Source organism: Cytobacillus sp. Bva_UNVM-123 (genome assembly GCF_046351715.2).
GTDB lineage: Bacteria > Bacillota > Bacilli > Bacillales > Cytobacillaceae > Cytobacillus.
In genome coordinates this window covers 1,624,358-1,650,403 of the sequence record NZ_CM177772.1, presented here as the reverse complement: position 1 = coordinate 1,650,403, position 26,046 = coordinate 1,624,358, and the positions used below count along the sequence as shown (strand labels likewise).

Here is a 26,046-nt window from a genome sequence, read left to right as displayed (position 1 = left end):
GCCTGGCACCTCCAACACTTTATATAGATAAAAAGCAGTTTAAGCTACTCTATATATTGTGTTGTGAGGAGAGAGCCAGGCACTCTTATCTGACAGCCCCATAGCTAGATTTCTTATTTATGAAAAGTGGGCTTATAGAAAGCACGATTGTCCAAAGCAAATACTCTCTCTGTAAACTCACCTGGTTTTATTCTTTCAAGAGCCCTATCGAGCATATTCATCTTCGCATCAAGATTATCAATATAATGTAGAATTTCAGCCTCTTTAATTAACGGAGGTTTCGGACTTCCCCATTCGGCTTTCCCATGGTGACTCAGGACTAAATGCTGTAAAACTAGCACTTCCTCCCCTGAAATTGAAAGCTCATCAGCAGCTTTCCCAATTTCATTTACCATAATCGAAATATGACCGAGTAGATTGCCTTCAAGCGTATATACAGTAGATATTGGACCAGATAGTTCAATTACTTTTCCTAAGTCATGTAGAATGACTCCAGCGTAGAGAAGATCTTTATCAAGGCTCGGGTAGAGTCCAGCAATCGCTTTAGCAAGGTCTAGCATAGACACAACATGGTAAGCTAATCCAGAAACAAATTCATGATGGTTTTTCGTTGCAGCTGGATATTCGAGAAAAGCTTTTTGATATTTTTTTACTAAGTGGCGGGTAATCCTTTGGATATTCGGATTTTTCATTTCAAAAATATATTGAGTCAGCTTCCCTCCCATTTCTTCCGTACTTAAAGGTGCTGTTTCCAAAAAATCTGCTAGTTTCACATTTTCAGATGGCAAAGCAGGTCGGATTTGCCTAATTCTAAGCTGATTTCGTCCGCGATAATTCAGGATTTCCCCTGATACTCTAACAATTGTTTCTGGTAAAAAGTTCTTCTCGTCACCTTCTGATACATCCCAAAGTTTAGCTTCAATTTCACCACTCTGGTCTTGAAAGATCAAGGTTAAAAAAGGTTTCCCATTACTAGCAATTCCTTTTGTTGCAGTTTTTATTAATAAAAAAAGGTCAATTTGTTCTCCGACATCATAATAAATAACACCTTTAGACATTTTTCGCACCTCACTATTTTTCTAGGCTAATAGGAATGATTAAGTTTAATATAAGTAGTATAGCATATTTCTCCTCTCCCCTTCGGAATGAAAGGAAGCTGTTACTAGTTATATAGGCAAACGAATCTCTTTATTTAAATAGGCTATTTGCCCTTCTGAAAAATTAGGAAGCAAATGTTTATGGCATGTGAAAAACAAAATTTGTCTGCCTGATAAACCTTTTAAAAGCTCCATAACCTTTCTCGTTCTTTTCTCATCAAAATTTACGAAACTATCATCGATAATAATTGGGAATGAATAGTGTTGATAAATGGTAACGGTAAGAGCGAGCCTAAATGAAACATAAATTTGTTCTGCTGTTGCCTGACTTAATTCATTAGCCTCAAACAAGATATGCTCCTTGCTTTCGATCAAAAATCCACTTCCCTCTTGCTTCTGATAAATTCGAACATAATTTCCATCAGTAAGAAAGGAAAGAAACTCTTCTGCTTGTTTTAACATATTAGGCAAACGTTCTTTCTTAAAGCTTTCAATTGTTTGATCAAGAATTTCTTTTGCCATCGCATATTTCGCCCATTCCCTTGCTTCACCTTCAAAATCAGCTTTCATTTGTTTATATTTATGCAAAAGCTCAGCAAATCGCCCACCTTCTTCAATCATCTGAATCTCGTATTTCTTCTCAGCAAGCTGACTTTGTAGCTCTGGAATATTTTCTTTAAGTCCGCTTATATTTTGAGCTTGTCTATTTATAACTTCATCGATATTATTAATGCCTCTGTATACTTCGAATTCAGCATTTTTAAGAGGCAAATGTTTTATTTGCCGTTGTAAATCAAGGAGCAAATTTTCAAGACTTATTTTTTTATCAGCTAAAATACTAAGCTCCCTAAATGTTTCGACAGTTTCCACCTTCGCAAGCTGGAGCAGCTCCTTCAGTTCTGATTTGTAATGCTCAAGCTCTAAATAATACCTTTGAAAATCTTCTTCAAGCTGAAGCAGGTTTGCCGTTTTTTCATCGAATATTATTTGTTTTTCCATCTCTTCCTTTAAGCTCTTTCTTAGCAAATAAGCTGATTCTTGAATGGTTGATGAGCTGGTTCCGATCCATTTCATACATAAATGATTTATCGTCTCAGAAAGCTTCTCCTTTCGTTCCACCAATGTATTTTTTTGACGTGCTGTCAATTGTTTGTCTCTAATGAGTGTTTTTAATTGCTCGATAAGTTGAAAAGCCTCTGCTAAATGAAATAACGGTAAAACATTTGGCAAAAGCAACTCTTCACGAAGCCCTTTCAGCTCCTGCTCGTGTTCAAGCATGTCCTTTTCCCACACTTCAAATGCTATTAATACTTTTTCATACTGTTCGTTTCTTTGCTGACATTGCATTTCATAATAACGAAGCTGCTCATTTATATTTCGATCTCTTTCAAGCTCACTTTCAATGAAAGTAATATTTTGAAAATCGGTATTTCTCAGTTTTTCAATTATATGCCGCTTCTTTTCTTCTAATTTTTTTATCTCTTCTCTCATCATGTCATTTTCAAAATTATTAAATCCCTTTATTATTAAACCCAGTGAGAATAATAGGCCAATAGCACCAGCCATTATTAGCAGCCACTCTTGTCTCCAAAAGCCCCAGATACTTAAAATAACGAATAAAAAGCAAAAAAAACTATATTGCATACGCTCATTTTTCTTTTTTTTCCTTGCTTTTTCCACTTCCTTTTTCGATGTTTTTATTAGATGTGCAAGCCTCTCTTCTGTTTGGCTAAGTTCTATTTCAATCGTTGTTTTCCTTGTAGCAGCAGTCATTTTTTCCTTCAATGCTGCACGTTCAGATTCAGATAGCAGCTTGCTCTTTAAGCTTTTTATTTTTTCTTCTGCTTCTTCAAGCAATTGCTTTGCTTCATTGAATTTCTCATCTAAATTTATTTTTTTTGAAGCCAGTTGTCGATATTTCTCATTTGCACCTTCTACTCTTTCTTTTTGAAAAATACTTGTGTTAATTGTCAATATCTCTTCTTCTCTAATGGATAAATGCAGTTTTTCGCGGAGTATCGATTCCAACTGAATCAATTCTTGCAGCTTACTTTCTGTTTCTACTTCCTCCTGTTGCCATTTTTCAAATAAAGAAACAGATTCGACTACAGACATAATTTGTTGTTCATTATGTAAAAGAAGTTTGTTCGGCTTCATTTCTTGTAAATTGTTCTTAATTGCAGACACTCTCTGCTCAATACTTGCAAGTTGAGCTTCAAGCGGCTTCATCCGTTCTTCTATTCGCTCCAATCTAACTTTACCTTCAATCGGGAATTGCAGCTCTTCATATGTCTCCAATTCCGACTTTATCACTAATTCCTCTTCTATTAGTGGTTTGACTTGCTTCCACATCTCTAAGCGGTTTAATTCATTTTGACAGGCTAATTGTTCATTTTGCTTCTTCTTTATTTCACATTCAATTGCTTCTATCTCCTGAATAAGCAGCCAATATTGCTCATTCTTCTGTTCCACTTTTTTTAGTTCATTGTAAGTCTGTTTTATTTCCTTAAGCTTTTCATTTATAAGAGGCTTTTTCCCATTTGGTTTAAAACGGGTATCAAGTTCCTTTTGTAATGTATTTTCAACCCGCAGTAATTGATCTGTACCGAGTGCGCCTGCTGAGAATAAAAATCTCCCTATATCTTCATTCTTCATTTGCTGAATGTTTTGGAGACCTTGAAGATTAAATGAGAAAATAGACTGATAAAGTGATTTATCGACATGAAATAAAAGCTCCTTCAATAAGTCCTCATCACCTATTGTTCCATCACTAAGCTGTACTCGAACATCACCAATTGCTTTTCCCTTAATTCTTTCAATAATGACATTGCCTCTCTCAGGAAAATTTACTTTAAGCCTTCCTCCATATTTTGCTCCTTTCTTTGGCTCATACCGAAGCTCTGCTTGCTGCTTAGTTGGAAAACCAAATAATATACTATGAATAAATGACATAATTGTCGATTTACCCGCTTCATTTTCTCCGTAAAATACTTGGAGATTTTGAAGATCGGAAATTATTAAGTTTTCAAGCTTCCCATACCCATATATGTGTATTTCTGTAATAAACATTCCCATAACTCCCTCTTGTTTTCTCCAAGTCTCTGATCGATTTCTATTCTCGAAGATTTAGAAGGCTGACTAGTAATTCCTCAGCTTCTATTGCAAGTTTGTTTTTTTCATCAGCCGGTAAATCTTCTAAAAATCTTCGCGCAACAGGATGATTATATAAGGAGACAATACTCTTATTTAATTCATCTTTATTGCTTGCTATTTTAAAAAGCTCACTATAAAAGGCAGAGTCCTTTTCGAGCTGTTCCCGACTCCACCACTTCTTGCTTTCAACTGCTGAAAGTTTAGAAATCCAAACGAAATGTTCTTCTTCTTTTTCTTCTTCCTGTAAGACGTCTAAAAGTTCACCATTTACTACTGCTTTGTAATCCTGTTCAGGAATATTCACATTTTTTATTGTTAGAGATAAAATAGTTCCGATTTTTTCAGCCCGTTTTTCTTCAATTATGTTTTTACACATCGTATATATGTCATGAAAGGAGTTTAGATTAGAAGCATCCAGCTCTTTTTCATCCCAAATAACCACGGATGTTGCAATGAAATTTCTAATGCAGCCTGCCTCAGACAAATGAACTAAATAGCAGCCCTTCATTCCTGTTTCCTTGCGATGACGCCCTTGAATGTTCCCTGGATAAACGACAGGGGGCAGTGTTGATAAATCTTGGCGCTTATGAATATGGCCAAGAGCCCAATAGTCAAATTCTTTATGAAGTAATTCTTTCAATGTAAAAGGAGCATATTTCGCATGTTCACTACTTCCTTCTATATGTCCGTGTAATATCCCAATATGAAAATCAGCCCCTTCCTCCTTCACATAAAAAGGAACCATTCTTGTGAATAAATGTCTTTTTGGATAGCTAAATCCATATAAATGGACTGATGTTCCATCTTCTTTTGTATACTTCAAGGCTTCAACCTCATGAGAAAAAAGCTGAACATTTTTCGGCAATGGCAAATGTGTCCATACCCCTTCTAAATGGTCATGATTTCCGTGAACAGCAAACACAGCAATATTCCTAGCCTCAAGCCGTTCCATTTCCTTTCGTAGCCTAGCTTGGGCACGAATACTCCGATCCTCGCCATCAAATAAATCTCCTGCTAATATAACAAAATTAACTTGATGTATAATCGCTGCATCAACGATTTTTCCTAATGCCTCGAAAGTGCTCTCTTGCAGCTTTTTAAAAATTCTTTCAGGTAAATTTTTCAAGCCAATCATCGGGCTATCCAAGTGCAAATCAGCCGCGTGGATAAATGTTACCTTTTTCATCCTGTTTCCTCCCGATATCTTTTTTTCTATTTTAACCGATTTAAAAGGCGAATGCACGTTCCTCTTACATAAAAGATCTAACAAAAATACCCCTTCCGCACCTATCACTAATAGACAAATTCACTTTACGGACAAACATACTTTTTTGAAAATACAGGTGTATAACTAGTCCTTCATTCTATGAATGAATATAAATATAGTGAATAGGACATGCAGGGATAAATATCTTTGTGGGACGGAAGGAGAAGCGAAAAAAAATGACGTATGAAATCGGGATAACAACTTTAGTTTTTATATTCACAATGCTAATCATTTTTTGGAGACCAAGGGGTTTAAATGAGGCGTGGCCAGCTGCTGTCGGAGCAGCCATTATTCTACTAACTGGAATTGTGTCTCGTACAGATATTATTGATATAATTGATAAAATTGGCGGTGCCTCTATCACAATTATGGCAACGATCGTAATGGCAGTTATACTAGAGAGCTTCGGATTTTTCCATTGGGCGGCTGCTAGATTAACGAATTTGTCAAAAGGATCAGGCTATAGGCTATATTGGTATATTCAACTTTTATGTTTTTTGATGACACTTCTTTTTAATAATGATGGAAGCATTTTAATAACGACCCCATTATTAATCATTCTTTTAAAAAATCTTCGACTTAAACCACACCAAATGATCCCTTACCTTTTAAGTGGAGCACTTACTGCTACGGCTTCAAGCGCCCCAATCGGTGTCAGTAACATCGTTAATTTAATCGCTTTAAAAATTATCGATATGTCACTATACATGCATACAGCAATGATGTTTGTACCTGCCACATTAGGATTGCTTTTCATGTCATGGATTATGTTTTTAGTCGTTAAGAAAAAACTACCTAAAAGATTGCCTGCCGCAATGGATGAAATAGATGAAACCTTCTTCTCCAAGCATTTTCACCCGTTAAAAAAGACACTCTCTGTGGAAACGAAAAAAAAGCGAACCAAATTAATGCTAAAAGTATTGCTATTTGTTTTTGTCATGCGTTGTTTGCTCTTCGTTGCTTCTTATCTTGCCATCCCAATCGAGCTTGTAGCAGTACTAGGTTCAGTCTTGTTACTTATATGGAGATGGTACCATTTAAGGACAAATCCTATCGATATTTTAAAGAAAACTCCGTGGCATATACTAATTTTTGCATTTTCGATGTACGTTCTCATTTACGGACTCCATAATGTTGGCTTAACCGAATATTTAGTAAGTGTTTGTGAGCCTATCGTTAATCAAGGATTACTTCAAGCTAGCATTATAATGGGTGGATTAGTATCGATTCTCTCTAATATTTTCAATAATCACCCCGCGTTAATGGTGGGAACTATTACGTTGACGAAAATGGGACTTGACCCAATTACATTAAAAACAATATATCTTGCAAATATTATTGGAAGTGACATGGGCTCATTATTATTGCCAATTGGGACACTCGCTTCACTTATTTGGATGCATATATTAAGGACATATAAAATCAAAATAAAATGGAAGGATTATTTAAGTGTATCGATCATTGTGATCCCACTGTCAACGATGGTAACTTTATTCCTGCTATTTTACTGGGTCCAAATGGTTTTTGCATAAACAAAGAGGGTGTCCCAAAAATATAAGGGCCACTCTCTTTTTTTATGTTCTTATTAACTTGTCCGTTGAAACTTTCCTACTAGCCAAAAAAATCGTTATTAACGACCTTTTGAGTCAGCCTCTTCTCGTTATTCATTCCTTTTTTGTTAACTGCAATGCTTTTTTAATATCCTTAAAGGAGTTCGATTTTCCGTACATTAGAACCCCTCCCTTATACACCTTTGCACCAAATATCGCAAGAATCACAATGGTAATAATTAAAATCGCGATACCTACTAATGGCTCCCATGTAGGCAATGTCAGCATGCCAACGCGCATAAACATTAACATAGGAGTAAAAAATGGAATGTACGATGTAATCGTTATAAATGTAGTATCTGGTGTTCCTAGACCAAACATCGCGATCATAAAACCGGCAACGACTAATAATGTCATTGGCATAATTGTTTGCTGAATATCCTCGATACGGCTAACGAGCGAGCCAAGGAACGCTGCTAAAGTCGCATACAAGAAATAACCTAATAGCAAAAAAACAAGTGCATATATGATTGTCGAAAGTGGAATATCACTAAAGCCAAAAAACTCAAACATTCCACCTTGCATTGATTCTAAATTATTTTTTACAGAAATATACCCAACTAATAGAATGGCAGTCATTTGAGTTAAGCTAAGTAATGCTACTCCTAGGATCTTGGCAAACATTTGTTTTACTGGTGATACACTTGAAATAAGAATTTCCATTACCCTTGATGATTTTTCAGTAGCTACCTCTGTAGCGATCATACTTGCATAAAGTAGTACCGAAAAATAAATAATGAATAGCAATACATAGACGAGTCCTCTTGCTTGACTCAGTTCTTCTTGAGTTTTTGCATTTTCTTCAAGTGGAAGATTATTGAATGAAATAGGTTCATAAAGTTTTGCTAATTGTTCTTGTGTTAAATTAATTTTTGAAGCTGCAAGCTCTGTTTTCACCTGTTGCAAATAATGCTGAAGCTCAGATGAAAGGGATGAATCCGCTATTGTCATTGCCTTATAAGTGGCTTCAGGTAATTTTTCCTGATTATAAGTTAAGACAAGTACTCCTTTATTTTCTCCATCTTTGACAGTGTTTTCTGCCTCAATCTCTGTGCCTTTAAAAGACTCAAGCTTTATATTACTATTATTTACTTTTATCTGCTCTGATAACGGGATAAATAATTCACCTGTTTCATCTATAACGACTATTTTCTCAAGTTTTTCTTCACCATTATTAAAAAAATCAATAACTTTTGACATATTTGTTAATCCAATGACTAGTAAGACAGTAATGAGTGTCGTAATAATAAAAGATTTTGTTTTGAGCTTTGAGGTATATGTATGCCCAAGTATTATCCAAAAATTACTCATAGGAAGCACCTACCTTTTCAATAAAAATATCATTTAATGAAGGTTCTTCAAGAACGAATTTTCGGATAAACCCTTTCCCAACGATCTCCTTTAAAATTGATTCTGCAACTTCTTCTCCTGCTATTTGTAGATGAATTCCCTCTGTTGTACGTCTAGCTCTACTTACACCAATATGAGATTCTAGAAAACTCAAATCAAAATCAGCGTGAATAACAAGGTTTTTCCTACCAAAGGCACGTTTGATTTCCTTAAGGGCTCCTTTCACGACAGGCTTTCCTTTATGCATAATACATAAATGCTCACACATTTCCTCTACATGTTCCATCCTATGAGATGAGAAAACAATCGTCGTGCCTTTTTCTTTCAGTTCGATAACTGCGTTTTTCAATTGTTCAACATTTACTGGATCGAGACCACTAAATGGTTCATCCAAAATGAGCAACTTGGGCTTGTGAATAACAGCTGTAATGAACTGAATCTTCTGTTGATTTCCTTTTGAGAGTTCTTCTACTTTCTTGTCCGCATATTCAGGAACTTTAAAACGATTGAGCCAGTAATCAAGCTCTTTCAATATTTCTTGTTTTTGCATACCACGTAATCTTGCTAAATAAACGATTTGCTCCTTTACCTTTAGCTTCGGATACAATCCCCGCTCTTCTGGTAAATAACCGATGAATGGACTTGTTGAATAATCAATTTTTTTACCGTCCCAAGTAATTTTCCCATCACTCGTATCAAGCAAGCCTAAAATCATCCGGAACGTTGTTGTCTTACCGGCACCATTTGCACCTAGGAAGCCAAACATTTCTTTTTCCGGAATTGAGATCGATAAATCATCAACTGCTATAAACTTTCCAAAACGTTTAGTCACATGTTCTAACTGTAATCCCATACAAAATCCTCCTTTACCCCCTAATACGGATTAGATAAAAAAAAGGTTCAAACTTTTATTAAAAACTTAAAATTTTGTACATTAAGCTTAATTATGCCAAAATAATAGTGAATTATTAGAATTTTACAGAAAGGAAGTTTCCTATGAAAACTTACAAATTAACTGTATTTGAAGCAAATGGAGAAAAGATACTTGATGAAGCGTTTCAAGCAGGGAGTAATGATGAAGCAAAAAAACTCGGAGAGAAAAAAATTTCAGAAAAAGGCTTTGAGCATAAATCGTATCGCTGCACATCTTCTGATGGGAAGTTAATATTATTTCATCAATAAAGCTTTTAGTGCATCGGAAACTTTTTATTCGCGGGTCGTTCTTTCCTATAAAGTGTACACTATTAACTACTCTTTAAAGTCAATCGACCCGCGAAAACATGATTAAACTAGTTTTCTATTTTCCTTCAAATACTGGTCTCCGTTTTTCGATAAAAGCTTGTACACCTTCTTTATGATCCCTCGTTTGTCTCATTTTATACTGGCTATCTTTTTCAAGCTCCAGAACTTTTAATAATTGCGGGCTATTTTTTTCAACAAAGATTTTCTTCGTTTCAATCATGGCTTTAATTGGACTATTCAGCAAGCTTTGTAGTTTAGCCTCCACAACAGTAGATAATTCCCCTTCGCTAGCAACTTCATTAATGAGCCCTGCTGCATATGCTTCATTAGCCACTAAAGATTTTCCTTCCCATATGATATGCTTTGCTTTATCTTCACCGAGACGCTTTTCTAATAAATAATGTCCACCCCCGTCAGGAATAAGGCCAACACCGATAAAGTTCATTGCGAGTTTACTAGATTGTTCTGCAATGAGATAATCTGTTGCTAAAGCGATGCTTAAGCCAAGGCCAGCAGCTGCACCTGAAACTGCCGCAATTGTTAGCTTTGGCATCGTATACAACGTAAAGACAACATCGCTTATGATTGCCATTACATCAGAAAACATCGTGTTATCTGATGTGAGCATCGTTTTAATATCGCCACCAGAACAAAAGGCCCTGCCATTTCCTTTTAAAACAACGATATCAATTTCATTTGAAATACTTACTTCCTTAAATGCTGCCGCTAATCCCTTTAACATTTCAACATTGAGCGAATTTAATGATTCTGGTCTGTTCAACTCAATTGTTGCAATACGACCTTTCTCATGAACAATAACCGTTTCTGTACTATATTCTATTGGCATTTTCTTTCCTCCTAATTACTTCTAATTACTATTTTTTCCAATATACTCCTTTTGAACCTGATCTCTCAATGCCATCTTAAGAAATTTTCCAACGGATGTTTTTGGGATATCCTCCATGAATAAAATGTCATCTGGAAGCCACCATTTTGCGAATTGTGGTGTTAGAAAATCATAGAGTTCTTCTTTTATTTCCTTTCCTTTATAGGCATCTTTTAATACAACGCAGGCGACTGGGCGCTCCTGCCATTGTGCATGGGGTACAGCGACTACAGCTGCTTCAAATACCGCTTCATGTGCCATCAATGCATTTTCAATATCAACGGAGGAAATCCATTCCCCACCACTTTTAATAAGATCCTTCGTACGATCAACAATTTTCATAAAGCCTTCATCATCTACTGTCACGACATCCCCTGTATAAAGCCAACCATCACGAAATGATTCGTTCGTTCTTTCATCTTTATAATATTCAGAAGCAATCCATGGACCACGAATAGCAAGCTCTCCCATCTCTTTACCATCCCAAGCGACAATGCCATCTTTCCCGACAACCTTCATTTCAAGACCAGGAACAAGAATACCTTGCTTTGCCTTAATATCGAGCTTTTCTTCAGTAGAAAGCTCCTCCTGATAGCTTTTTAAAGTTGAGATGACGACTAGTGGACTTGTTTCGGTCATCCCATATGCATGAACGAAAGGAATATTATGTTTTTGTTCAAAAGCTTTAATCATGCCTTTAGGTGCAGCTGCTCCACCACAAAGAACTGCCCTTAATGAAGTAAGATCATAACTATTTTCATCCAACTCTTTAAGAAGACCAAGCCATATGGTCGGTACCCCAGCCGCAATTGTTACCCTTTCAGCTTCGATAAGCTCAGCCAAAAGCTTTGGGGTGAAATAAGGGCCAGGCATAACTAAGTTCGTTCCAAACCAGACAGCCGCAAATGGCAATCCCCATGCATTTACATGAAACATCGGCACAACAGGCATGGCAATATCCTTTTCACTTACGGCTGCACTATCTGCCATCCCTAGCGCCATGCTGTGGAGAACAATCCCGCGATGTGAATAAATAACTCCTTTCGGATTTCCTGTTGTTGCTGATGTATAACACATTCCTGCCGGAGCATTTTCATCAAGATCATCTGGATACTGATAATCTCCTGTTGCTTCTTCGATTAATTTCTCATAATGATAAACTGGGGATAATGTTGTATCAGGAAGTTCAAGTTCGTCTGTCATGATCACAAATGCTTTTACGGTTGGCAGCTTATCTTTAACTGCTTCAATTAAAGGGAGAATATCGGAATCAATTAATAGTACTTTATCTTCAGCATGATTAATAATATAGACGATATGCTGAGGGGAAAGACGGATATTAATTGTATGCAAAACAGCCCCGCTGCAAGGAATGGCGAAATACGCTTCTAAATGACGGTGATGATTCCAAGCTAGCGTTCCAACTTTATCGCCTCTTTCGACCCCAAGCTTTTGCAGGCTTTCAGCAAGCCTCTTTGTTCGGTCAGCAATCTCCTTGTATGTAAACCGTTGAATCCCACTAGCCGTTCTCGAAACTACCTGTTTTTTTGAAAAAAACATTTCTGCTCGTTTTATCATTTGCGTCATTGTCAAAGGTGTTTGCATCATCATATCGATTCCTCCTTTTTCTAATAAAGCGCTTTCTTTTCGTTCAAAGAAGTATATTACCTATGTACCATATTCATTCTCTGTATTTTTATAAAAACCTCTTATTTTTATCTAAATTTTTAGAATAATTTAATGGCATTCTCTGCCTTTTTATATGAAATTCCATGTAAAAAATCCTTAGCTTCAATAGCGTAAGGATTTTTGCGTGTTAAAGATTTCACTTAGTACATTCAATTTCTCTTCCGTATATTTTTCGAAACTATCATTATACGTTTTCGGATCTTTTGGATTGGCAAAGTGAGTAATTTTACCTGTCATTGGATGTATAAATTTACTAGCTGCCCCACAGCCAAGTCCAATAATTGTCTGCTGTTCCTCCATAATCATAATATTATAGATGCTTTCTTGATTATGCAGCGCATAACCTACATTTTCAAGATTTCCAAGGATGTTTTTTTGACGATATAAATAATAGGGAGCGTAGTGATGCTCCTTCGTCCACTTCTCGGCCATCGCCATCATTTGTACAATCTCTTCTCGTTCTGCCACTTTATATTTTTCTTTATTCTTTGTCATTTCCGACGCACGTTTGAACGAAAGCGTGTGCACTGTAAGAGATTCAGGCATAAGCTTTTCTGTTTCATTTAACGTATGAGCAAACTCAGAAACACCTTCTCCAGGCAAACCAATAATAAGATCCATATTAATATTATCCATCCCTAATTTTCTAGCAAGATGAAATTTATCAATCGTTTCTTCAACAGTATGATGCCTCCCGATTGCTTTTAACGTGTCTTGAATATATGACTGGGGGTTTATACTAATACGGTTGATTTTCCATTTCTTTAATACTTCAAGCTTTTCTGACGTTATCGTATCTGGTCTCCCAGCCTCAACGGTTAGTTCTCGAATATGCTCAACATGAGGAAAAGAAGAATACATTTCCTCATAAAGCAAATCCATTTCTTCTGCTGTAATACTTGTAGGAGTCCCACCACCATAATAAACGGTCGTAATCTTTACATTATTTTCTTTTAACCATTCTCCAACTTTTCTCATTTCATAGTGAAGTCCCCCTAGGAAGGAGTCAACAGAACCTTGTCTGCCATTAATAGCATAAGCAGGAAAAGTACAATAGGCACATTTCGTTGGACAAAAAGGAATACCAATATAAATGCTGACTTCATTTTGTAACTCATAGAGATCCGGTACGACCGCAAGTTGCCGATCGACAATGCTTTGCATAAGCGAAATTTTTTCATCGGTTATTAAATATTTATCCTTTAATTCCTGATGAGCAATTTCCTTAGGAGTTTTTTGTTTCATATGGGAATGAAGAAGCTTCGTTGGCCTTATCCCAGTCAAAACTCCCCATTTTTGAATAATGCCTGTCCATTCTTGTAAAACCTTCAAGTACACATGGGACACTGCATTTTTCATTTGTTTAAATTTTTCTTTTTCTGTATTGGCTATTTCATTCATTATTTCATAAGAAGCTGATTTTTTGTTTCCTTCTTTATCTATTAACACAGCTTTAACAAAAAGCGTATCCTTTACGATCGTTTCAAATTTTATCGTTACATTTGCTTCATCTATATCATTCAAACTGACTTTACATTCCTCAAAAAATAAGTTAGCAATAAGTTGGAGCGGCCGTTCGTATCGTTCTTCTTGTAAACCAATGATTGATATTTGCAAAATAATCACCTTTTAAAGTATTAATGAAGACTCTAATCGCATATATTGTTGTTTTTGCCTTCAAATTTTGCCCGTTGATTTCCGCTGGGGTTACGCAGCGATCGCGGGGAGGCAGTAAGCCTCCTCGGCGCTTGCGCCTGTGGGGTCTCACGCTTCCCTCCATTCCCGCAGGACATTGAATAACATCCCTGAATGAACATTGCACGAAGGAAATGCGAATGCATTTTCGAGAAGTTAAGTACCCTCCGCTCCAATCAACTCAGATAACTAAACAAAAATTGTACTAAAAAGCAACAAACTATACGAAAACAGCCATATTGAAAGAGGCTGATCTCTACTGTTAAGACAGCCTCTTAAAATTTACACTATGTGCTTATTTTAGTGTACAAAAATGGCTAATCAAGGTCAACATAGTGAAAAATATTATCGTGTTCCATCCTATTTTTTTAGAATATTCATTTTCCTTAAAAATTCAATTGGATGCTGTTTACGAAAATGTTCCTTCACCATATATGTTACTCCTTGCTGATTATTTGGTCGTGTCACCCAATCCGCTGCTTTTTTTACTTGTATAGGTGCATTGCCCATTGCTACCCCAAGACCAACTGCTTCGATCATATCAAGATCATCAATATCATCACCTATAACGACCATTTCACTGCGAGAAATATTTAAATGGTCTCCAAGATATAATAATCCATTGAGTTTACATACTCCTGCAGGCAAAATATCAATGCGAAGATTGTTTAATTGAAACACTTCAATTTCACTAAACATACCTTTTATAGCTGCCTTTGCATCGAGAACATCTGAGACATCTTCAAAATACACTTCAATTTTTGGTGGTGTGACAGGTTCATCAAGTAGTGTATCACTTAAAGATTCAACAAATTGATGCGAATAAAAAATGGGATCCCCTGATGTAAAAACCGTCTTGGCTAACATATTATGGTTAAGTTTCGAACGGTTGGCGAGAGAATATTTCTCGTGAACTAATCTAATTTGACAGGAGAAGCCTTCAAGCAATCTCACAAGATCATACGTAATATCTTCTGCAATCCGTTTAACAAAGATAGGTTTATCCTCAGAGCTAGCTATATATGCTCCACTATGTGCAACAAGCAATGAGTTTAATTTCAATGCTTTCGCTACTTTTTTCGCAGAGGGGAAGCTTCTTGCTGTTACTAACGTGACATAGATTCCTTTTTGCTGTACATATTCAATCGCTTCTTTTGTAGATTTATGAAGTCTTCCATTTGAATGAAGAAGAGTACCATCAATATTTATCGCCAACAGCCGGTAGATCATCCCAATGCCCCCTAATCATGGTGAATAAAGTATCCCTACTATACTGTTATGAATAAATAAATACGAATAGAACATTCCTTCGAAATTTCAAATTCAATTATTAAGTTAGTTATTTCTTCCTAATTATTCCTTTGCTGCTAGCAATAATTTACATTCATTATTAAACTATATGTATTATTTAGAATATTGGAGGTTTGGCATGTTAAAAAAATCTCAAGCCATCATATCGCTGTTCGTTTTATTTTTTATTTTTGGCTGTTCAAAAAAAGAGGATATTTCACAAGAAAAAATTCCCCCAACTAATCCAGTAATTGAATCTGGAGCCAATGAGCAAACAGATGAAAGTGAAGTTCAATTATCTTCATTAGATGAAAATGATTTAGCCAAAATTGAACAGCTCGAAATTCCAACATCAGTAGACGGGCTTCAAAAACAAATTGGCGGTATTTTTAGTAATGACATTCCATACGAAAAAGAAACTGCACAAGTTTGGGGAAATTTTGGTCTTGGTGAGTATGCTGATGAATTAACAGAGGAATTAAAAAAGGTAACAGCTGCAACTTCAGATACGGATACGATCTTTAAAGCTCTTCATTACTATATAGGGAGCTATGCTTATGAAAGGGCGATAAAGGAATTAGAAGAATTCGAAGGAGATTGGTATGAGCCCTATTTACCTGAACCTCACGAAATGGAAGATCGGGCACAGGAGACAGATCCTGGAAAAGCAATTATTCTCCTAGATGCGAGCACAAGTATGCTGAAAAACATTCAAGGAAAGCAAAAAATGGCCATTGCTAAAACGGCTGCTGGGAGATTTGCTAATACAATTGGCTCTACTCATGATGTATCACTTTTCGTTTACGGACATGCTGGTTCAGAAACAAATGCAGGTAAAGCTGAGTCATGCTCGAAAATTGATGAAATATATCCATTACAAAAATTTGAGGCAAAAAAATTTACTGAGGCAGTAAATAGTGTTGAAGCAAAAGGATGGACCCCCATTGCAGGGGCAATCAAAACTGCACGTGAAAAAATGGCTGGGACTACAGATAATGTTACTCTTTATATTATAAGTGATGGTGCCGAAACTTGCGATGGAGATCCAGTTGCAGAGGCACAGGCATTTGCTTCAGAAAACCCTGGTAGACAAGTAAATATCATTGGATTTGACGTTGATACTAAAGGAGAGAACTCACTAAAGAAAATTGCCGATGCTGGTAATGGTGAGTATATTTCTGCCAAAACAATCGAGGAATTGAATAGCTCGATCCAAAACACATGGGTCCCATCTTTTACAGAAATTATGAGCAAATCAAACTCACTAATAAAGCATTGGGGACAAATGTATGATTTTATGGTAGAACGAGAGAAGCTTTCAAGTAGAATTTATTATACAGGTTTAAATGAAAAAAGCCGTTTTTATTCGGCACTCCATATTATGAGAACTGAAAAGATGATCACAAGTGAAGCACATGACGCTCTTAAGGAAAAAGCCCAAATTAAAGCTGACTTGGCTTTAAAAACACATAAGGAATTAGGACAGAAAAAGGAAAAAGAAATCGATGACAAGCGCAAGGAAATAAATGAAAGGGTTAATAATTGGACAAAGCGAATGTTTGAAATGCATAAAACAACAAATAAGTAATGTACATTTTTATATTTGAAAGGAGGATGACTAATTCGAAGTCATCCTCCTTTATTACTTTTCTTATGTTATTTTTGGTAACCTAATCATTTTACACAAGTGGCCCATATAGCTCTTCAAGCGGTCTCATAATAATTTTATTCAATTCACCAATCATCATACTTAAACGCTGTTCAGCTTCCATCAGCCTTGCAATCTTCGGGTTTTGTTGAACTAAAGCAACTGTTTGTTGCGCCTGCTGTACTTCTTGCTCAGAAATATTCTGACCCATCATTTGTTTTTGTTGTAGCTGCATTTGAATATTACGGAAATTCTCAAACAATTGTTTAGCAGTTGGATCTGCATTTACCTCTTCATATGCTTGCTTTAATGAGTTGAATTCATTGCTTTGTCTAATTGCTTTCTCAAGCTCATAAGCTGAATCATATAAGTTAACTGCCATCCTCTTCACTCCTTTTTTGGGCAATCAATTTACTATAACAAATTATGCTAATCATTGCGAGGGCGATACAACTTTAGTGAAGGAAAAGCTTAGTTCTTTCTTTTAAGAAATCATCTGCCATCTGTTGAATATGTTGTCTCCCTTCAAAGCTTGAAAAGTAAGTGATTGCCTTATGCAAAATTAATAACCATTAATCCTATTGTCGTAACTATTGCATGAAATTAAACATCTACCTTCTATTTGTACTTAAAGCAATTTAGTTCCTTCTTACATCCGATTTTAAAACAGTCTTTGTTTTTTTATTATACAGGTAAACAACCATTTGTGAATTGTTAGTAATTAAAAATAATGAAAGCCCGATTTCAAGTAAATTGAAATCGGGCTTAGTACCAATTGGTTTACCATCCTCTTCGAGAAGGACCAGCAAATGATAAAAATTGATTTTTTAATTTTTTGCGTGATTTATCATTTCTTAATAAGTAGGCGGCACCTAATGCTAAAGTAGTTAGGGCTAAATTTTTGCTTTTCATTCCATTCTCCTCCTTTATCTTGCTTAAAATATCGTACATACTTCTTCTTCCCTCAGACACATGAAAATACTCTGGATAATAAAGCAATTAAGCTATTTCATTTTTTGTCGCATAGAACAAAATTATCTTTGGAAACATAAGATTGGATGAAGTTTTATCTCGCATCCCATTTGTAAATATACAATTCTCATAGGAGGGATTGCATTTGTCAAAGGATAATAAAGAACGTGAAAAGGATTTACTTCATGAAGGAAGGGATCATGCTTATCTTGATATTGATCGCATGATTAATGAAGGGATGTCTGGTGGATCAGTTCATATGCGAGAAGGTTATGCAAATATTGAAGAAGCTAGAGACCTTTACGAAGAAGAACCCCCAATTAATACGACTGAATAAGAGTTCCACAACCTAAAACCCGATGAGGAGCGGGTTTTTTTTATTTATTCTTTTATGAGCCTTACTTCATCTTGACCGCAAATTGGACATGTTAATAAGTGAGGACATTCCTTTTTAACATAATCATTCTGATAACCATCCTCCAGTTTCATTTGATCAATCGGCATATACGCACTATAACCATCATAGTAATCCATAATTCTTCCTGTATCCTTCAATTCATTTCCACAAATAGAGCATTTTCCTTTGAATTGTTCAAATCCATTACAAATGGGACAAATCGCCATTTTTTTACATCTCCATTCAAATTCTGTACTTCATAGAAGGATAGTTATGTTCATTAGTTTTTCCGAAAGCATCGAATTGAGTACGGAAATAATTGCCACTAGAATAAACAGAATAAAGATAAAAGATTTAAACATAATAGTATGTAACAACCCAATGCAAAGTTGAATTTAAATATAAAACTACTGGGTTAAACCATATTGGTGGTAACATGCAAATGCTGTTCCGGTGCAACTCCGGCTAACCCAACCATATCTCAAAAAAAAGAATGAGGAGATGAAGACATAATGGATAACACAAACAGAAGCAATTCCTCAAATCAATTACTAGTACCTGGAGTAGCACAGGCAATCAATCAAATGAAGGTTGAGATCGCTAGTGAATTTGGTGTCAACTTAGGTCCTGACACGACTTCTCGCGCTAACGGTTCTGTTGGTGGAGAAATCACAAAACGCCTTGTACAAATGGCGCAACAACAGCTTGGCGGTCACCAATAATATTTTCACACTAATTAAATATTATGGCTTAAAGGGGACGAATTTTCGTCCCTTTTTCCTTTAAACCATTTTTTTCGGATCGACCCATTCATCATACTCGCTGCTCGTGATATAGCCAGTTTTCAATGCAGCTTCCTTTAATGTAATGTCTTCATTAAAAGCAAGCTTAGCAATTTCTGCAGCTTTTTCATAACCGATGTGAGGATTTAGTGCTGTAACGAGCATAAGTGAACGATTTACATAATCCTCAATTACTTCTTCATTTGCCTGTAAACCACCAATGCAATTATCATTAAAAGACTTCATGCCATCCGCTAAAAGACGAATACTTTGAATGAAGTTATAAATAATGACAGGCTTAAATACATTGAGTTCAAAATTCCCTTGACTTGCTGCAAAGCCAATTGTTGCATCATTCCCAAACACTTGGCATACAGCCATCGTCAAAGCTTCACTTTGTGTCGGATTTACTTTTCCAGGCATGATCGAACTCCCTGGTTCATTTGCAGGAATAATCAGCTCACCGATCCCACTTCTTGGTCCACTGGCTAACCATCTTACATCATTGGCGATCTTCATTAAATCAGCTGCTAGCGCTTTTAAGGCTCCATGCATATGAACAATTTCATCATGGCTTGTTAATGCATGGAATTTATTCTCAGCTGTTCGAAAAGGATAAGTAGTGTCTTCAGCAATTTCTTTTGCAACTTCAGATCCAAACGAAGAATGTGCATTAATGCCTGTACCGACAGCAGTTCCACCAATTGCTAAATCAAGCAAGTACAGCTTGGCGTCCTCTATCATCTGTTCATTTTTCTCAAGCATGACGCGCCATCCACTTATTTCTTGACCTAATGTTAGTGGAGTCGCATCTTGTAAATGTGTTCTACCGATTTTGACAATATGTTTGTACTGCTCTTCCTTTAAATGAATGGTCTTTCTCAAATTTTGAAGAGAAGGCAGTAAGCTGTCAGATACGACATGATACGCTGCTATATGCATAGCTGTTGGAAAAGTATCATTTGAGCTTTGCGACATGTTCACATCATCATTTGGGTGTACCTTCGCTTCTAGATCACCCTTTTCCCGCAATATTTCATTTGCTCTATGGGCAACAACTTCATTAACATTCATATTTGTTTGTGTACCACTACCTGTTTGCCATACAACTAAAGGGAAGTGCTCATCGAATTTTCCAGATAAAATTTCGCTGCAAGCCTGTTTGATCGCTTCTTTTTTGACTGCTGTTAATCGTCCCAACCTATTATTTACAATAGCTGCCGCTTTTTTAATCTTTGTAAGTGCATAAATCACTTCCATTGGGATTTTCTCAAAACTAATTTTGAAATTCTCTTTGCTTCTCTGTGTTTGAGCTCCCCAATATTTATCAGCTTGTACGTTAACCTCGCCCAACGTATCCCGCTCAATCCGATATCCAGTCATAAAACCCCTCCTCAACAATAAAATATGCCAATCCTTCCCTTATATTCTATACCCTAAAACCCCCAAACTTATTACTCAGTGCCAGGCACCGTTCGTGGACAGTTTTGATGGTTATGTTTGTGTGGGGTGGACATTATCTTACTTCAGGGGGATAAAAAGGGATAAAAAGGGATAAAAAAACTGCAATGCGTATCGCATGCAGTTTAAGATTTGACAAGTGTATAGCCAATATAAAAAGTAAGTACCATTATACTTGCTAATGCTAATGTAATTGTTAGTTGTTCCATCCCTCTACCCCTCCTATGTACATGTTTCCTTTGAATACTTAAAAAGTAACATATAATAAGGAAGGAGACCTATTGTAATTGGTAACATTCTGTGACAGAAAACCAACAATTGATCAAAAAGTTGAAAAAGCCCTTGGAATACTCTTTTGCTCTGTCTATTTTCGTTCAATGTTATAGCGCTCGAGCTCACCATATTCCTCTTATTCTACAACAACAGCAGTTCCATAAGCGATAATTTCTGAGGCATTTTGCATGACAGCAGATGATTGCAGACGCATACCAATTATGGCATTTGCTCCCTTCATTTTCGCATCCTCAACCATTCTTCCAATCGCTTTTTGTCTTGCTTCTTCCATCATTTCCGTATACTCACTAATTTCTCCACCGACAATTGTCCTCAATCCAGCCATAATATCTTTACCAATATGCTTTGATTGAATACAACCACCTCTAACAAATCCTATTAATTCCTTTACTTCTTTCCCAGGTATATAATCAGTAGTTACAATAATCATTTCGATTGTCCTCCTCTTTTTCTCTCTTTCTTTCAACAATTAACAACAAAATAATGATTAATGGTAAAGCAGCCGAAATCACATAAACGATGATTCCTATTTTAAAATTAATAAATAGTAAAGCTATCCCGATTATTTGTCCAACTGTTGTTAACACTAAAAGCAATTGTTTTATTTTCCCCATACATCCTCATTCCTTTAGTTCTGATTTACTCTTCCTTTTCCGCCAAGGCTTTCTTATACAAACAAGATAAACTAGAATTGGCATTGGTGCTGAAGTTAATCCCCAAATCCCCCATAGCCAATAATTATGTCCATACTTTCTAGCATCTAAAAAAAGAAAGCTGCTTTGAAAAATAAGAATAAATGCAGTCATTACAAGCAGAAGTGGAGAGATTTCTTCATTCATGTCTCTTTCACCCGCTTTACATATTGAATAGAAAAATATGCAATCATAATCATCGTTAAACATCCTTGAATGGCGAAGAAAATAATTGGCATTCTATATAATGAAAACAAAACAATGCTTAAGATAAATAAAGCAACAACAGCAAAAGCAGTTACATCGAAGATGAGTTTTTTCCTTAATTTGTGTTTTTCTTCTAAAACCATATTTTCGAACCAGTCTAGATCAGGTGTATAAATAGGAGTATTATGTTCGATTGAATCTAAACTTTGTTCAATTTCGTTAATAACTACAAGTAGATTATCATCTTGAAGCCCGCTTTCCACTATATTCCTCTGATTCTTCATTCGGCCTCAACTCCTTTCTAACAGCAATTAGTCCATGATGAACTCGTGACTTTATCGTTCCAGATGACACCTTCATCATCTCACCGATTTCGTCATATGAATAACCATAATAATGCTTTAAAATAATCGGAATCCGTACGTCCTCTTTCAAATTCCCTAAAGCCGCCAACGCATCATTCCATTCCTCATTGCGACTTTCAATTTGCCATTTTAACTTCCGGAAAATCTCTTCTTCCTGCAACCACTTTTTTTCTCTCTTTTTTTTCCGTTGCTTATCTATATATAAGTTTGTCGCAATTGAAATAAGCCAAGAGGAAAATTTTGATTTATTTTCATATAGATGAATTTTTTCAATACATTTTGCCATCGTTTCTTGTGCAAGTTCCTCTGCTGTATCAGGATTCATCGTGATCTTTAGTAAATATTTGACCAGGAATGGATAATTTCTTTGAAAAAGCATGGCAAAGGAGCGTTTGTCACCGCGTTTTGCATTTTTTATGAGAGCCTTATCCTCCATTTACTTCTAGTCCTTTCTTTCTACCATCTCGCTTCTTCAATTATTCTTAGTAGCAATCATAAGACGTATAAGGTTTAAAAATCGTTCAAAAGAATTTTCAAAAAAACTTAGCATGCGCCAAGTTCTTATGGCGTATGCCTTAGTTTTACTTATTAGCTAAAAAAGCACGTCCAAATTTGGGCGTACTTTTTTCAAGTTTTTTCCGTTATTTCAAACACTAATTCATTGAATCGTTCTTTAGTAGATCCTTCATCAAAGCTACTAAATATCCGGAAATGATCCTCATCAATAATTCGATAGTGCTTACTAATAATATTTTGCTGCAACAATAAACCATTTTGCTGACTTATTTCTTTCCACCAAATTTTACCGCCCATTGTTTTTTCTTTTCGATAGTCAATTCCTTCTCTTGCTATCGTTTCAAGTACCTCTAATGGCTCATTTCCAAATAAAAATCGAACTGTTTCTGTTTCTCGAAAAAGGGCACAAACAGCAACTACTGTCGTCCAACCTGCTTCCACTCTTCCTTTTTCGATTTGAACTAACGTTTTTTTAGAAATACCAATAATTTCAGCCATTTTATCTTGAGTATATCCCGCTTCTGTCCGAATTAGGCGCAATTTTTCCGATACTTTTAAAATAATCTCCTCACGAGTCAAATTGATTCATCCCTTTATATCTTTTCGTGTATTATTACACTTATACATGTATTATAAAAGATTATAATACTTTTTAACAATCTTTAGAAAAACTTTAGATTTGCCAAACTTTCCATTAAAAAAACTGTTGCCTTCTAAAGAGACAACAGTTTGCAATGTAGTAAACCACGATTAATTTGCTTTTTTAGAATGCCCACTAGCAACAGTGCTACATGAACTACTGCAGCTATCCTTGATTGAACATGCTGCACATTTTCCTTGCTTTGATTTCTTAAGAAATTTGTATAAAGCCCAACTTGCATAGCCAAATATTATTCCACCGATAAGGATATTGATGATCATTTCATTCACTCCTTCTGATTTAAGAAAAGCCTAGCAATTTTCCACCTTGATAGATAATAAGTGCAAGTAGATACGCAATAACAAGTGCATAACCAATTGAAAATGCTGTCCACTTCTTCGAGCCTGTTTCTTTATAAATCGTTGCAACTGTTGCTAAGCAAGGAATGTATAATAAAATAAATACCATAAAACTATATGCTGCTAATGGTGTGAAATAATTTGCTAGTAAACCTTGAAGAGTCGCCTCATCTGGAACAAAATAAATAATATTCATTGTTGAAATAATCGCTTCTTTTGCCAAAAAACCAGTAATTAGTGAAGCACCTGCCTGCCAAGTTGCGAAGCCAATTGGCGCGAATAGTGGAGCTAATATGCCTCCAATCACAGCTAAATAGCTATCATCCAAATCAACATTTAACCCATTTGGTCCTGCATAAGAAAGGAGCCAAATAAAAACAGAGCCTGCAAAAATAAATGTTCCAGCTTTTTTAACAAAGCCTTTTCCCTTATCCCAAGTACTTCTCCATAAAGCTTGGAATTGAGGCAAGCGATATGGCGGTAATTCAATGACGAATAAGGAGGTTTCCCCTTTTAACAATGTTGATGAGAATATTTTTGCCAAAATGAGTGCAACGATAATTCCTAGAATATATAGAGACAAAACTACTAAAGCTTTTTTCCCTGGAAAAAATGCTCCTACGAATAAAGCATAAATTGGTAAGCGTGCTGAACATGACATTAATGGAGTTAATAATATCGTTAATAATCGTTCCTTAGGTGTTTCAATTGTTCTCGCAGCCATTATCCCAGGAACATTACAGCCAAAGCCAATAATCATCGGAATAAAGGCTTTCCCATTTAACCCTACAGATTCCATCACTCTATCCATTACTAAGGCAACCCTAGCCATGTAGCCAGAATCTTCTAGAAGCGAGATGAAAAAGAAAAGAATGAAAATTTGTGGAACAAAAACAAGTACTCCCCCAACACCAGCAACGATCCCATCAAGAATTAAAGAATGAATAAATTCAGAAGCACCCGCGGCATCTAGCCATCCATTTAGAAGATTTGTTAAAGTACCTGCAAAAAATCCATCGAGCCAATCTGATAATGGCGTTCCTAATCCATCGAATGTTAACATGAACATTAAATACATAAGGAGAAAAAAGATCGGCAAGCCTAATATTTTATTCGTCACAACAGCATCAATTTTTTCTGAAAGAGGGGTCTTCCCCTCAGTTCGAGTTATCGCTGCTTGCTCCATAATTTGATGAATTTTTTCTTTTCTTTTTTGAAAAATAAATTGTTCAAGCGAAGTCTCATATTTTGCTAGTACAGTATTTTTAACTGCTTGAACAAAATCAGAAACGCTTTTTTCGTCTAGGCAATCGTAAATGTATTTTTTTACATATTCATTATCTTCGAATAATTGAATGGCAAGCCATCTTATGGATAAATTCGTTTTGCCGTCTAATAACTCGTGTAATTGTAAGACAGCGTCTTCTATTTCATTACCGTATTGGACAAAATGAACATTCGACTGTGACATCGATTCAGATGTAACTATCTCTGATAAATGCTCACAGCCTTTTCCTGTTCTCGCAATAACAGATGCAATCGGCACACCAATTGCCGTCGATAATTTTTCTTCATCGACATGAATGCCTCTTTTTTCTGCAACATCAATCATATTTAACCCAATAATAATGGGCTTTCCATATTCAATTAATTGAATTGTTAAATGGAGATTCCGTTCTAATTGTGAGGCATCCAATATATTAATTGTTTTATCAACATCATCTGATAGAAGAAATTGGGTGACAACTCCCTCATCTTTAGATAATGGATTTAAGGAATATATTCCAGGTAAATCGATTAGCTTTGCTTTGTTATTTTTAAATATGCCAACCTTTTTCTCAACCGTAACTCCGCTCCAGTTACCAACATATTCATATGAACCTGTAAGCGTATTAAACAAAGATGTTTTTCCTGTATTTGGATTACCGATTAAGGCGATGTCCATTATAATCTCTCCACTTCAATTTGGATCGCTTCTTTTCTTCGAATACCCACACATTGTCCACAAGATTCTACCATTACAGGGCCTCCGAATGGCATAAAGCATTTAATGCATACTTCTGCTCCTTCAGTGATGCCTAAATCAAGCAATCGTCTTCGGACTAAATGGTCAGTTTGTGAAATGTCTAATATTCTAGCTTTTTCGCCTTTTTTTAATTTCCCAAGCACAGTACCCACCTAATTTCTTCATAAATCAAGATTAATTGAGAATGATTCTCTCTATTTATAACAATTTTATCATAAAAAAACCGTGAATAAAATCACATCACAACTTTTTTCACGTATATGTCACAATGGAATTCCTTCCCATTGTGCAAATACCCCTACTGCTAATAATCACACTAAAGTTGTACTTTTTCGTTTTTTTTCGACAAAGGAAATTTACAAACAATATAGAAATGTATATGGTAAAAGCACTTTTTTCTATGTTCAT

27 protein-coding genes are annotated in these 26,046 nt (G+C 35.8%); 5 read left to right on the top strand and 22 right to left on the bottom strand.

What is annotated here, in order from left to right:
* Positions 1–113: 113 nt before the first annotated feature.
* From yhaM to KDN24_RS08015, 3 genes are all read right to left on the bottom strand, one after another.
* Positions 114–1,058, bottom strand: coding sequence for a 3'-5' exoribonuclease YhaM (gene yhaM, locus KDN24_RS08025; RefSeq protein WP_409971601.1), 945 nt, complete (start codon positions 1,056–1,058; stop codon positions 114–116).
* 108 nt (positions 1,059–1,166) lie between these two features.
* Positions 1,167–4,166 carry an ATP-binding protein gene (locus KDN24_RS08020; protein WP_491348370.1) on the bottom strand — a complete coding sequence of 1,000 codons (3,000 nt, stop codon included), beginning with the start codon at positions 4,164–4,166 and terminating at the stop codon, positions 1,167–1,169.
* 43 nt (positions 4,167–4,209) lie between these two features.
* Positions 4,210–5,436 carry a metallophosphoesterase family protein gene (locus KDN24_RS08015; RefSeq protein WP_409971599.1) on the bottom strand — a complete coding sequence of 409 codons (1,227 nt, stop codon included), beginning with the start codon at positions 5,434–5,436 and terminating at the stop codon, positions 4,210–4,212.
* A gap of 257 nt (positions 5,437–5,693) precedes the next feature.
* Here KDN24_RS08015 and KDN24_RS08010 point away from each other — a divergent pair, with 257 nt between their 5' ends.
* Positions 5,694–7,049: an arsenic transporter gene (locus tag KDN24_RS08010; RefSeq protein ID WP_409971598.1), complete on the top strand. Its 1,356-nt coding sequence runs from the start codon at positions 5,694–5,696 to the stop codon at positions 7,047–7,049.
* 132 nt (positions 7,050–7,181) lie between these two features.
* Here the strand turns inward: KDN24_RS08010 and KDN24_RS08005 are convergent, their stop codons facing one another.
* A complete protein-coding gene (locus KDN24_RS08005) occupies positions 7,182–8,438 on the bottom strand; it encodes an ABC transporter permease (protein ID WP_491348369.1) in 1,257 nt (418 codons plus the stop codon).
* Positions 8,431–9,330 carry an ABC transporter ATP-binding protein gene (locus tag KDN24_RS08000; RefSeq protein WP_409971596.1) on the bottom strand — a complete coding sequence of 300 codons (900 nt, stop codon included), beginning with the start codon at positions 9,328–9,330 and terminating at the stop codon, positions 8,431–8,433. The genes KDN24_RS08005 and KDN24_RS08000 overlap by 8 nt, the downstream gene beginning before the upstream one ends.
* A 143-nt stretch (positions 9,331–9,473) precedes the next feature.
* Between KDN24_RS08000 and KDN24_RS07995 the strand changes: the two genes are divergently transcribed.
* Positions 9,474–9,659 carry a YhzD family protein gene (locus tag KDN24_RS07995; RefSeq protein WP_409971595.1) on the top strand — a complete coding sequence of 62 codons (186 nt, stop codon included), beginning with the start codon at positions 9,474–9,476 and terminating at the stop codon, positions 9,657–9,659.
* A 115-nt stretch (positions 9,660–9,774) separates the two neighbouring features.
* Here KDN24_RS07995 and KDN24_RS07990 read toward each other — a convergent pair whose 3' ends face one another.
* From KDN24_RS07990 to KDN24_RS07975, 4 genes are all read right to left on the bottom strand, one after another.
* Entirely contained in the window at positions 9,775–10,566 is a 792-nt protein-coding gene (locus KDN24_RS07990) for an enoyl-CoA hydratase (protein ID WP_409971594.1), read from the bottom strand.
* A gap of 21 nt (positions 10,567–10,587) precedes the next feature.
* A complete protein-coding gene (locus KDN24_RS07985; RefSeq protein WP_409971593.1) occupies positions 10,588–12,216 on the bottom strand; it encodes a long-chain fatty acid--CoA ligase in 1,629 nt (542 codons plus the stop codon).
* A gap of 180 nt (positions 12,217–12,396) precedes the next feature.
* Entirely contained in the window at positions 12,397–13,911 is a 1,515-nt protein-coding gene (locus tag KDN24_RS07980; protein ID WP_409971592.1) for a coproporphyrinogen III oxidase, read from the bottom strand.
* A gap of 438 nt (positions 13,912–14,349) precedes the next feature.
* Entirely contained in the window at positions 14,350–15,219 is an 870-nt protein-coding gene (locus KDN24_RS07975) for a Cof-type HAD-IIB family hydrolase (RefSeq protein WP_409971591.1), read from the bottom strand.
* A gap of 199 nt (positions 15,220–15,418) precedes the next feature.
* Between KDN24_RS07975 and KDN24_RS07970 the strand changes: the two genes are divergently transcribed.
* Complete coding sequence (locus KDN24_RS07970) at positions 15,419–16,867, top strand: vWA domain-containing protein (protein WP_409971590.1); 1,449 nt, start codon at positions 15,419–15,421, stop codon at positions 16,865–16,867.
* 91 nt (positions 16,868–16,958) lie between these two features.
* Here KDN24_RS07970 and KDN24_RS07965 read toward each other — a convergent pair whose 3' ends face one another.
* Complete coding sequence (locus KDN24_RS07965) at positions 16,959–17,309, bottom strand: YlbF/YmcA family competence regulator (protein ID WP_409971589.1); 351 nt, start codon at positions 17,307–17,309, stop codon at positions 16,959–16,961.
* Between the two features lie 398 nt (positions 17,310–17,707).
* On the bottom strand, positions 17,708–17,839 hold the full coding sequence (locus tag KDN24_RS07960; protein ID WP_409971588.1) for a hypothetical protein: 132 nt from the start codon (positions 17,837–17,839) through the stop codon (positions 17,708–17,710).
* A 205-nt stretch (positions 17,840–18,044) separates the two neighbouring features.
* On the opposite strand from KDN24_RS07960, the gene KDN24_RS07955 reads away from it, so the two are divergent.
* Positions 18,045–18,236: a hypothetical protein gene (locus tag KDN24_RS07955; protein WP_409971587.1), complete on the top strand. Its 192-nt coding sequence runs from the start codon at positions 18,045–18,047 to the stop codon at positions 18,234–18,236.
* 44 nt (positions 18,237–18,280) lie between these two features.
* Here the strand turns inward: KDN24_RS07955 and KDN24_RS07950 are convergent, their stop codons facing one another.
* Complete coding sequence (locus KDN24_RS07950; RefSeq protein WP_409971586.1) at positions 18,281–18,523, bottom strand: hypothetical protein; 243 nt, start codon at positions 18,521–18,523, stop codon at positions 18,281–18,283.
* Positions 18,524–18,808: 285 nt separating this feature from the next.
* Here KDN24_RS07950 and KDN24_RS07945 point away from each other — a divergent pair, with 285 nt between their 5' ends.
* A complete protein-coding gene (locus KDN24_RS07945; RefSeq protein ID WP_409971585.1) occupies positions 18,809–19,018 on the top strand; it encodes an alpha/beta-type small acid-soluble spore protein in 210 nt (69 codons plus the stop codon).
* Between the two features lie 60 nt (positions 19,019–19,078).
* Here KDN24_RS07945 and fumC read toward each other — a convergent pair whose 3' ends face one another.
* The 10 genes from fumC to KDN24_RS07895 all read right to left on the bottom strand — a co-directional run bounded on the left by fumC (position 19,079) and on the right by KDN24_RS07895 (position 25,781).
* Positions 19,079–20,461: a class II fumarate hydratase gene (fumC, locus tag KDN24_RS07940; protein ID WP_409971584.1), complete on the bottom strand. Its 1,383-nt coding sequence runs from the start codon at positions 20,459–20,461 to the stop codon at positions 19,079–19,081.
* A gap of 487 nt (positions 20,462–20,948) precedes the next feature.
* On the bottom strand, positions 20,949–21,263 hold the full coding sequence (locus KDN24_RS07935; RefSeq protein WP_409971583.1) for a YbjQ family protein: 315 nt from the start codon (positions 21,261–21,263) through the stop codon (positions 20,949–20,951).
* The gene (locus tag KDN24_RS07930) at positions 21,244–21,447 is read right to left on the bottom strand and encodes a hypothetical protein (protein WP_409971582.1); all 204 of its coding nucleotides are present in this window, start codon (positions 21,445–21,447) and stop codon (positions 21,244–21,246) included. The genes KDN24_RS07935 and KDN24_RS07930 overlap by 20 nt, the downstream gene beginning before the upstream one ends.
* 6 nt (positions 21,448–21,453) lie before the next feature.
* A complete protein-coding gene (locus tag KDN24_RS07925) occupies positions 21,454–21,672 on the bottom strand; it encodes a sigma-Y antisigma factor component (protein WP_409971581.1) in 219 nt (72 codons plus the stop codon).
* Entirely contained in the window at positions 21,669–22,016 is a 348-nt protein-coding gene (locus KDN24_RS07920) for a YxlC family protein (RefSeq protein ID WP_409971580.1), read from the bottom strand. Before KDN24_RS07920 ends, KDN24_RS07925 begins: the two co-directional genes overlap by 4 nt.
* Entirely contained in the window at positions 21,973–22,533 is a 561-nt protein-coding gene (sigY, locus tag KDN24_RS07915; RefSeq protein WP_409971579.1) for an RNA polymerase sigma factor SigY, read from the bottom strand. The genes KDN24_RS07920 and sigY overlap by 44 nt, the downstream gene beginning before the upstream one ends.
* 191 nt (positions 22,534–22,724) lie before the next feature.
* On the bottom strand, positions 22,725–23,192 hold the full coding sequence (locus KDN24_RS07910; protein ID WP_409971578.1) for a helix-turn-helix transcriptional regulator: 468 nt from the start codon (positions 23,190–23,192) through the stop codon (positions 22,725–22,727).
* 171 nt (positions 23,193–23,363) lie between these two features.
* Entirely contained in the window at positions 23,364–23,534 is a 171-nt protein-coding gene (locus KDN24_RS07905) for a FeoB-associated Cys-rich membrane protein (RefSeq protein WP_409971577.1), read from the bottom strand.
* Between the two features lie 19 nt (positions 23,535–23,553).
* Complete coding sequence (feoB, locus tag KDN24_RS07900) at positions 23,554–25,557, bottom strand: ferrous iron transport protein B (protein WP_409971576.1); 2,004 nt, start codon at positions 25,555–25,557, stop codon at positions 23,554–23,556.
* Complete coding sequence (locus tag KDN24_RS07895) at positions 25,557–25,781, bottom strand: FeoA family protein (RefSeq protein WP_409971575.1); 225 nt, start codon at positions 25,779–25,781, stop codon at positions 25,557–25,559. Before KDN24_RS07895 ends, feoB begins: the two co-directional genes overlap by 1 nt.
* Between the last annotated feature and the right edge of the window lie 265 nt (positions 25,782–26,046).